This is a genomic window from Bradyrhizobium sp. (assembly GCF_049581145.1).
GTDB lineage: Bacteria > Pseudomonadota > Alphaproteobacteria > Rhizobiales > Xanthobacteraceae > Bradyrhizobium.
Genome location: NZ_JBAURI010000093.1, coordinates 1 through 8767, shown reverse-complemented (window position 1 = coordinate 8767; position 8767 = coordinate 1). Strand labels below are relative to the sequence as shown.

Genomic DNA, 8767 nt, shown 5'->3' with positions numbered 1-8767 from the left:
TCGCCATGCCGCGCGCGGCCGCGACGCCGGCGAGCAGGTCCATCACCACCTTCTGGGTCGTGACATCGAGGCCGGTGGTCGGCTCGTCGGCGATCAAGAGCGCCGGATCGCAGGACATCGCGATCGCGATCATCACGCGCTGGCACATGCCGCCGGAAAGCTCGTGCGGATAGGCGGAGAGCCGCCGCTCGGGATCGCGGATCTGCACGGCGCGCAGCAGCTGCAACGCCTCTGCGCGCGCCACGCCGCGCGAGACCTGCTTGTGGGCCAGGATGGCATCGGCAATCTGTTCGCCGACGGCGCGAATCGGATTCAACGCCGCCCGCGGATTCTGGAAAATCATCGCCATCGCGGCGCCATGCAGGCTGCGGAAATCGCCCGCAGGCAGCCTGGTGAGGTCCTGCCCGCGAAACAGGATTTGGCCCGCCGTGATCCGGCCGGCGGCATCGAGCAGCTGCGTGATCGCGAAACCGGTGACCGACTTGCCCGAGCCGCTTTCGCCGACCAGACCGAGCATCTCGCCGGGATCGAGCGACAGCGTGACGCCGCGGACGGCCTCGACCGGGCCGCGCCGGGTCGAGAACGTCACATGCAGGTCGCGCAGGGCCAGAAGCGGCTCGGTCATGTGCGGCTCGGTCATGTGCGCATGCGCGGATCGAGGATATCGCGCAGGCCGTCGCCGAGCAGGTTGAAGCACAGCACGGTGAGCATCAGCGCCAGCCCGGGAAAGGCCACCAGCCACCATTTGCCGGTCGAGATGAAGCGTGCGCCCTCGGCGACCAGGATGCCCCATTCGGGTGTCGGCGGCTTGACACCGAGGCCGATGAACGACAGGCCGGCCGCATTGAGGATCGCCCAGCCGAGATTGAGCGACATCTGCACCGCCATGGCCGGCAGCACGTTCGGCAGCAGGAAACGCAGGATGACGGAGATGTGGCTGTCGCCGCAGGCGCGCGCCGCCTCGACCCAGCCGAGATTGCGGCGCACATTGACCTCGGCTCGCGCGAAGCGGATGTAGAACGGCAGATTGATGATCGCGGTCGCAATGATGATATTCTCGACACGGTTGCCGAGTGCTGCGACCATCGCCATGGCCAGGACGAATAGCGGAAAGGCCATCAGCACGTCGACGAGGCGGCCGACCGCGCGATCAAGCCGGCCGCCGGCATAGCCGCAGATCGCGCCGATCACGGCGCCGATGATGAAGGAGATTCCGACCGCCGAGACGGCGATCGCGAGATCGAGCCGTGCCGCCACGATGACGCGGCTGAAGACGTCGCGGCCGAGTTGATCGGTCCCGGCGAGATGGGCAGCGCTTGGCGGCATCAGCGCCTGCGGCACATCCGAGACGATCGGATCGTACGGCACGAGGGACGGCCCGAAAATGGCGACCAGCATCAGCAGGACCACGCCGGCGGCGGCAAGTGCGGTGAGCGGGTTGCCGCGCAGGATCCAGCCAGCATGGCGAAGCGTCGCGCCGGTCATCCGATCGTCACCCGGGGATCGGCGATGCCATAGAGAATATCCACCAGGAGATTGACGACCACGAACAGGCTCGCCATTAGCAGCACGAAACCCTGCACCGGTGCGTAGTCGGACGAGAGCAGCGCATCGAGTGCATAGGAGGCGACGCCCGGCCAGGAGAACACTTTTTCCACCAGGACATTGGCGCCCAGCATGGTCGAGAACACGATGCCGGCGATGGTGATGACCGGCAGGATGGCATTGCGCAAGGCATAGGTGACGACGATCCGCCACCACGGCAGGCCGATCGAGCGCGCGGTGCGCACGAAATCGCTGCCGAGCGAGACCAGCATCGAGGCGCGCGTGATCCGCGCCAGCGGCGCCACCACGAACAGCGCCATGGTCGCGGCCGGCAGGATCAATTGCCTGAACGCGGCCCACCATCCGTCGATATCGCCGGCGAGCAGGAAATCGATCAGCAGGAATCCGGTCCGCGACGGCGGCGGTGTCGCAAAGATATCGACCCGGCCGGTCGGGTCGGGCGCGAGGCCGAGCAGATAATAGAAGACGTAGATCAACAGCAGGCCTGACACGAAGGTCGGCACGCAGACGCCGAGCGCGCAGAACAATCGCACGCCGTGGTCGATGAGGGAGCCCGGCTTCAGCGCTGCCAGCACGCCCAGCGGCACAGCCGACACCAGCGCGATCAGGAGCGCGGCGATCGTCAGTTCCAGCGAGGCCGGCAGCCGCTCGCGCAGGTCGGTCGTGACCAACTGCCCGGTCATCATCGATCGGCCGAGATTGCCGCGGCCGACATCATAGAGATAGCGCACCAGCTGGTCCGGCACCGGCTTGTCGAGCCCCATCTGCTTGCGGATGGCCTCGATCTCCTCTTTGCCCGCATTCGGACCGGAGGCGAAGAACACCGCCGGATCGCCCGGCAGCACCCGCATCAACAGGAAGGTGAAAACCAGTACGCCGAACAAGGCCGGAAGCGAGGAGAGGAAGCGCCTCCCCGCCCACATCATGGTTGCAGCAAAGGCCGCCATCATGCGCGGCTACTTGCGACTGAGATCGCGATAATCGACCTGGCGGTGAAATTCATAGGTGTAGCCCTCGATCGAGGGCGCCATCACGGCGTCCTGGTTTGGCTGCCAGAGCGGGATCTGCGGCATTTCGCTGAAATCGATGGCATTGAGCTTTCGGCCGTCCTCCTCGTACTTGGCCTTGTCGGGCTCGAAGCGGGCTTCCTGCGCAATCGCCACCAGTTCGGGATCGTTGATCGAGGAGTAGTTCCAGCGCTGATCGCCGGTGTAGAAATTGCGGTAGAAATAGTCGGTCGAAGGCAGCCAGGCGACGATGCCCTCGGTAAAGAACGGCAGTTTCTTCTCGTTGATCTGCGTCGACATCTGCGCATCCGGCAGCTTCTGGATATCGACCTTGATGCCGATCTTGGCGAGCGATTCCTTCACCAGGGCCGCCATCGGCTCGGCGGTCGAAGCCTGCCCGACATTGAAGCTGAAGGTAGTGGAGAAACCGTCGGGCAGACCGGCCGCCTTCAGATAATCCCTGGCCTTGTCGAGATCGAGTTTGATGGGCTGGGGGATCGGATAGGCGCCGCTCGACGGCTTGTCGTCCGGCCAGGTCGCGCCAAACAGCGGCGCGCCGCGGCCGAACAGCGCCGCCTTGAACATGTCTTCATAAGGCAGCGCAAAGGCCACGGCGCGTCGCACGTTGACGTTGTCGAAAGGCGGAATCTTGTTGTTCATCGAAATGAAGGTGACCGCGTTGTATTGCGGCGTCGAGATCACCTTGAGCTTGCCCTTGGCTTCGAGCGACTGCACGTCGCTGGCCTGCAGGTCGATGACGATATCGGCGTCGCCGCGCTCGACCAGATTGGCGCGTGTCGCAGGCTCCGGTACAGACTGGATGATGACCCGCTTGAAGAACGCCGGCTTATCCGCCGAGCCCCGGTTCCAGGCCGGGTCGCGCTTCATGATGACCTGTTCGCCCGGCTTGAACGTCTCGATCTGATAGGCGCCGCTGCCGGCGGTGTTCTCCTTCAGCCAGGCCATCGCCCAGGGGTCGTCAGCCGTCGCATGCGCCTTGGCGAGCTTGGCGTTGATGATGATCGGATACACGGTGGCGAGATTGGGCAGGGCCAGCTTGTCCGGCTTCGGCAGCGTCACCTCGAAGGTCAGGGGATCGATCACCTTGAACTGGTCGGCGCTGGTCATCGAACCGGTGAGGAGTTGCGCCTTGCCCAGCACCGGCGCCGTGACGGCGCGGTCCAGCGACCATTTCACGTCATCCGCGGTGACCGGCGTGCCGTCCTGGAATTTGGCGTCCTTGCGCAAGTGGAATGTGATGGTCAGCCCGTCCGAGCTGACCTCGTAGGTATCGGCGAGTTCGCCGGTGATCTTGTCGAGATCAAACACCCATTTGCCGTTGAGCTGCTTGCGGCCAAACGCCACCAGCCGGTCATAGGTGCCAAGACTCACCGCAAAGGACTCGCGGGTCGAACCCGGAATATTCGGATCGAGCGTGTTGACGGCGGCTCCCGTCACATAGCGCAGCGTCTCGGCACGGGTTTGCGCCTCCGCGGGTCCGGCGGCCAGCGCCAACGCGATGCAGGCCACGACCAAAAACAGGCGCTTGGATGCCAGGACGCTCATCAATCTATCCTCTTGTTCCCGGGTTATATTTCGGCAGCGGGAACACCAAACCCCAAAGCAAGCGATATGCCAACCGCCAGGTCGAGATGGCACTGCGGGCACGTCAAGATATCGGTCCAATCGCTTGATTTACTGGGATTTTACTGTGATTTACCGCTCGATGACTGCCTGCGGAACGTCATAAGCCCTGAACGACGCCCAGTGCCGCTCGATATCGGCGCGAAACAAGCCGCGCGTCAGTCCGTGCACGAGCTTCGGGACCGCCGTCGTCATCGCGTTGATCGAGGAGCCGGACGGACCGAAGCTCATGGTCGAGGCGATGGCAAAGACGTGAATTTGGGATATCCACGGAGTCGCGCCGGGCACGCGCTCGCGCAATGCGTAGTCGTCGGCGAGATAGGGAAAACGTCCAAGCCGCGGATTGCGTTCGTCGGCCGGCGGCTGGTAGCGGTCGGCCCAGGTCGCGATATTGGCGGCGCAGTTGCGCAGCTCCGGCCGGCCCACAAAATTCATGTCGATGCCGGTGCCGCAGATCACGAAATCGGCCGCGAATACGCCGCCGGGGGTTTGCAACGCAACGCCACCATCAGTCGCTCGGGCGGCTTCGATCGGCGCGCCCTCATGCAGATGAAAATTGCCGTGGTGCGCGCAGCGATCATAGGTCGCCTGCGGAAAACCTTCGCGCATCTCGAGGATGGCGCGCATGAAGCGCCAGCGCCAGGCATCATCCAGATCGCTGAAATGCCTCAGGAACCCGCGGAAGGTCAGCCAGCGATAGGGCTGCACCAGCTGGATCTCCGCTCGGCGGCAGAACAGGTGCACCATGGCAGCACCGGCCTCCAGAGCTGCCGCGGCATTGTCGAACGCCGATGCGCCGGCGCCGATGACCGCAACCTGTTTACCGCGCAGGCCTGCGAAATCGATCGGCTGCGCGGCATGCGCGCACAGCGACGCCGGCAGGTGGGAGAGCGGCTGTGGAATGCTCCAATCCCCCATGCCCTCCTGCCCCGTCGCCAGCACGATTTTCCGCGCGTAGAGCGTTTCGATGCCGGCGGCGTTTTGTACCGTGGCCGCGAGCAGGCCGCCCGCCGCGGGCGCGATCTCAATGACCTCGCAGCCATTGCGCACGGGAATGCCGACGACGCGCCTGAACCAGAGCAGGTAGTCGGCCCAGAGCTGTCGCGGAATCAGCTCGAGGTCGCGCCAATCGTCCTCGCCGAACCGTGCCTCATGCCAGGACTGGTAGGTCAGGCTCGGAATGTCGAGATCGGGGCCGGTGTAGTGTTTCGGGCTGCGCAGCGTATGCATGCGGGCATAGCTGAGCCACGGCCCTTCCTGTCCCTGCTCGGATTTATCCAAGACCTCGAAATTGGTCACCTGTGAGCGCAGCAGGCCGAAGGCGATGGCGATGCCGGATTGGCCGCCGCCGACCACGAGCACGTCGAGTGCCGGCCTGCCGTCCGGTCCCGGCTTCGGCACCAGCCACGCAGCTTGCGGATGGGCGATCTTCGCCAGATCGGCGCGGACCCGGGCTTCAAGGGCCATCGATGCACCACTCATGCCGCGAGCCAGCCGCCGTCCACCACCATCACCGTGCCGGTCGTGAAGGACGATGCGTCGCCGGCGAGATGCAGCGCCGCCTCGGCCACCTCCTCCGCCCTGCCAAATCGCTTCATGGCGTGGCGATTCCTTGAGGCTTCCCGTACCCGGTCCGGATCGGCATGGCGGGCAAAACTTCGCCGCAGCATCGGCGTCTCGATTGCGCCTGGCGCGATGGCGTTGACGCGGATGCCGTCGTCAGCGAAATCCAGCGCCATGGTCCGGGTCAGGCTGATGATCGCGCCCTTGGCGGCGATATAGGCGCTGTTGTTGCGGCCGCCGGCGATCGCGAGCTGCGACGCCACCGTGATGATCGAGCCGGATCGCTGCCGCTGCATCTCCGGGATAACCGCGCGCGACCACAACCAGGTGCCGCCGACATTGGTGCGGAACACCGCGTCCCAATCGGCCGGATCGGTCGTCAACACCGTGCCGCCGGACGAAATGCCAGCCGCGGTCATCAGCACGTCGACCCGACCCTGCCGCGCCATGATCTCTCCAGCTGCGGCCTTTGCGAAATCGGGATCGCCGACATCGCCAACATGCGCCGATACGCCGCCGGTCGCGTTCCCGATCGCCGCCATCGTCTCCTGCAAGCCCGCTTCATCCCGATCGACCAACGCGACCGATGCGCCCTCTTTCGCAAGCAGAAATGCGCTGGCGCGGCCGATGCCGGAGCCCGCTCCGGTCACGATCGCTGTTCGCCCTTGCAATCTCATATCAAGCTTCCCCTCGATGCTCGGTCCACCAACGGCTGAGATCAGCGGCCGATTCCGCACAGCCGAATCGCGCGCGCCAGCCGAATTCGTCCGCCATGCGCGAGATCGAGAGCGGCGCGCGGTCGGCGGAACTGTGCAGGTCGACCGTTGGCGCCTCGCCTGAATCGGCGAGCCGGCAAATCAGGCCGGGATGCAGCGCGGCCAACGCGTGGCCCCAATGCAGCGCCGACCATTCGACGCCGGTTGAGATGTTGTAGAGCTGGTGCCTCGGCTTTGCGGCCTCGACCAGCACGGTCACGGCATCGGCGACATCGGGCGCGTAGATCCAGTCCCGCACGCCCGGACGCTCCAGAACGGCCTCGCGTCCCTGCTGCAGGGCTGCGAGAATCTGCGACTGCGGGCTTGGAGTATCCCGAACCCCGGTGGCGCGCTCCCAGGGCCCGAACACCGCGCTCAGCCGCACATTGACGATCTCGCACTGCCACAGCGCCGCCAGCCGCGCTGCGACCTTTTCGGAGGCAAATTTGCTGATCGCGTAGAGCGACACCGGATCGCAGGGACCCTCTTCATCCAGCAGCGTGGTACGAAATCCGCTGGTCCCGTAAGCCGAGCCGGACGACAGATTGATCAGACGCTTGATGCCGCAGCGCCGCGCCGCGCTCAAGATCGGGATGTGAGCGAGCAGATTGACGCGAAGAATGCTTTCGGGATCGGCCGCCTCGCGCTCCGGACCGGCGGTGATGGTTGCCCCGAGAACGAGGGCGTCAAAACCCCTGCCGATCGTCGCTTCGACAAGCGGCCGATCGGTCACATCGCCCTGCACGATTGCCAGACGATCCGAATGTTCGGCGAAGACCCTTTGCGCGGCAGGCGGCGGGCCGGCGCGGTCGAACAATGTCACGGCGTGACCGCGCATCAGGAGCGCCGCCGCGATATTGAGGCCGACGAAGCCGGTGCCGCCAAAGACGAGGATCCTCATCGCTCAATCCGATCGTCGGGCAAGCCAGCGCGTGCTCACAACAGCCTCGCGCCAAAATTCTGCTCTGGATTCATATCCGCGACCAGGCGTCCGGTCGGCTTCGCCGCCTCGCCTCCGCTACGCGCCAGGAAGCGGCCGGAGCCGGCCTCGACCGAACGTTTGCCGTCCGCCACGATCACCCGTCCGCGCGACAGCACAGTGACCGGCCACCCCTGTAATTTGCGGCCGGCAAACGGCGTGTAGCCGGTGAGATCGTGCATCATTGGGTCGCTCAGCGTGACCTCGCGCTCGGGATCCCAGATCGCGATGTCCGCATCGGCGCCGATCGCGATCGAGCCCTTGCGCGGATGCAGATTGTAGATTTTTGCCGGCGCGGTCGCCGTCAGCTCGACGAACTTTTCCAGTCCGAGCCGGCCCTTGGACACCATGGCGTCGAACAGCAGCGGCAGTCGGGTTTCGAGGCCGGGCAGGCCGTTCGCGACCTGCTTGAAATTGGGATTGGGACCGGCGCGCAGCTTGCCGGTCTCGTCGAAACGATATGGCGCGTGGTCGGACGAGATGGTCTGGAGATCGCCGAGCGCGAGCGCCCGCCACAGCGCCTCCTGATCCGCGGCGCGGCGCGGCGGCGGGCTGCACATCCATTTGGCGCCGTCCGCGCCCGGTTTGTCGAGATCGTCGGCGGTGAGAAACAGATATTGCGGGCAGGTCTCCGCGAACACCTTCAGCCCCTGCCCGCGCGCATCGCGGATCACCTTGGCGCCTTCCGCTGTCGAGACATGAAAGATCATGATCGGCTGATCGATCAGCGCGGCCATGCCGATCAGCCGGTTGAAGGCCTCGGCCTCGGAAACACGGGCATGGCTGACGGCGTGATATCTGGGATGGGTATAGCCGCGCGCGAGCAGCCGTTTCACCATCCACGAGATGATGCCATGGTTCTCGGCATGGGCGCAGAGCAGCGCGCCGCCGTCGCGCGCCGCCAGCAGCAGGTCGAGCAGCGGCTCGTCCTCGATCTTCAGGCGATCATAGGTCATGAAGATCTTGATCGAGGCATGGCCTTGCTTGATCAGGGCCGGGAGATCCCTCTCCAATGTTTCCCTGGTCGGATCGGCGATGATCATATGAAAGGCGTAGTCGATGACGGCACCACGTCGGGCCAGCGCATGATAGTCTTCCAGCACTTGCGGCAGCTTCATGCCGACATGCTGGGCCGCGAACGAGATCACGGTGGTGGTGCCGCCGAACGCCGCGGAAACCGTCGCGCTTTCGAAGCTGTCGGCATTCATGATGCCCGCGGCCGAGAGCTGCTCGATATGGGCGTGGCTGTCGAC

The 8767-nt window shown here is 65.1% G+C and carries 8 protein-coding genes; all 8 read right to left on the bottom strand.

Going from position 1 to position 8767, the window contains the following annotated elements; all coding sequences use genetic code 11:
• Positions 1-625 (bottom strand): ABC transporter ATP-binding protein (locus WCB02_RS02890; RefSeq protein ID WP_423956178.1); only part of this gene is annotated, 625 nt, incomplete at its 3' end.
• An 11-nt stretch (positions 626-636) separates the two neighbouring features.
• Positions 637-1485 carry an ABC transporter permease gene (locus WCB02_RS02885; protein ID WP_423956175.1) on the bottom strand — a complete coding sequence of 283 codons (849 nt, stop codon included), beginning with the start codon at positions 1483-1485 and terminating at the stop codon, positions 637-639.
• Positions 1482-2513 (bottom strand): ABC transporter permease, encoded by a 1032-nt coding sequence (locus WCB02_RS02880; RefSeq protein WP_423956180.1) that lies wholly within the window; start codon positions 2511-2513, stop codon positions 1482-1484. Before WCB02_RS02880 ends, WCB02_RS02885 begins: the two co-directional genes overlap by 4 nt.
• Positions 2514-2522: 9 nt before the next feature.
• The gene (locus tag WCB02_RS02875; RefSeq protein ID WP_423956172.1) at positions 2523-4139 is read right to left on the bottom strand and encodes an ABC transporter substrate-binding protein; all 1617 of its coding nucleotides are present in this window, start codon (positions 4137-4139) and stop codon (positions 2523-2525) included.
• Positions 4140-4289: 150 nt separating this feature from the next.
• Positions 4290-5699, bottom strand: coding sequence for an NAD(P)-binding domain-containing protein (locus WCB02_RS02870; protein ID WP_423956170.1), 1410 nt, complete (start codon positions 5697-5699; stop codon positions 4290-4292).
• Positions 5696-6457 carry an SDR family oxidoreductase gene (locus WCB02_RS02865; RefSeq protein WP_423956168.1) on the bottom strand — a complete coding sequence of 254 codons (762 nt, stop codon included), beginning with the start codon at positions 6455-6457 and terminating at the stop codon, positions 5696-5698. Before WCB02_RS02865 ends, WCB02_RS02870 begins: the two co-directional genes overlap by 4 nt.
• Before the next feature lies 1 nt (position 6458).
• A complete protein-coding gene (locus tag WCB02_RS02860) occupies positions 6459-7436 on the bottom strand; it encodes an NAD-dependent epimerase/dehydratase family protein (RefSeq protein WP_423956166.1) in 978 nt (325 codons plus the stop codon).
• 35 nt (positions 7437-7471) lie between these two features.
• The coding region (gene hydA / locus WCB02_RS02855; RefSeq protein ID WP_423956164.1) for a dihydropyrimidinase at positions 7472-8767 on the bottom strand (1296 nt) is incomplete at its 5' end.